The sequence below is a fragment of the Bacteroides caecigallinarum genome (assembly GCF_021530995.1).
GTDB classification, from domain to species: domain Bacteria; phylum Bacteroidota; class Bacteroidia; order Bacteroidales; family Bacteroidaceae; genus Phocaeicola; species Phocaeicola faecigallinarum.
Genome location: NZ_JADYTF010000272.1, coordinates 1 through 652, shown reverse-complemented (window position 1 = coordinate 652; position 652 = coordinate 1). Strand labels below are relative to the sequence as shown.

Below are 652 nucleotides of genomic sequence, written 5' to 3'. Positions count from 1 at the left end.
GTTGCGCTGTTTCCTTTGGATAGTCAATATCCTTTGGTACATCATCAGAGAAATAGTCTGTGGAGTATTCCGAATGGTTATCAATGTAATGGTATTCATCATATTCCTCATTGCCATTTTCGGCTTTTTCCTATGGCTACTGACACTTTGAATTAACTCCCAAAAGCATAACATTATGAAACGATACAGCAAGACAGCAGCGCAGCAATGCAGATTTTACGAGGTGGACAACATCTTTGAGTATATGGTGGAAACCTACATCAACGGCAACCATTCAACCCTAAGAAGGCTATATCACGAACTCAACAAGGAAGCGAGAAAGGATTTTATCGGTTTTCTTTTGGTGGAATGTCCTCCACAATACCACACGGAGATTTTACAAGAGATTGTCTGACCACATAAAGGAACGGATATGAACAGGACAACGGAAAAGATACCCACATGGAGTTTAGCCTACATCATCAATGGCGATGCAACCGCACTCACAGACGATGAAGTCCAGACAATAGACAGATGGATGAAGCAATGGCAAGTACAAGATGTTTCACCCCTCACAGATGAAGAAGGGAACGCACAGCCTTATTTCACCCATTACCCCCTTTTCGGACTTCCCACAGAAGTGGAAGATTGCGAGATACTTTATTTGAACGAC

2 protein-coding genes are annotated in these 652 nt (G+C 42.3%); both read left to right on the top strand.

Annotated features, from left to right (window positions below):
• Positions 1 to 175: 175 nt before the first annotated feature.
• Positions 176 to 394: a hypothetical protein gene (locus I6E24_RS16555; RefSeq protein ID WP_013619456.1), complete on the top strand. Its 219-nt coding sequence runs from the start codon at positions 176 to 178 to the stop codon at positions 392 to 394.
• A gap of 18 nt (positions 395 to 412) precedes the next feature.
• The coding region (locus I6E24_RS16550; protein ID WP_235329813.1) for a DUF6926 domain-containing protein at positions 413 to 652 on the top strand (240 nt) is incomplete at its 3' end.

Excerpts from the sequence above, each read along its gene's own strand:
- I6E24_RS16555 (WP_013619456.1), top strand. The coding sequence starts at position 176 with ATGAAACGATACAGCAAGACAGCAGCGCAGCAATGCAGATTTTACGAG.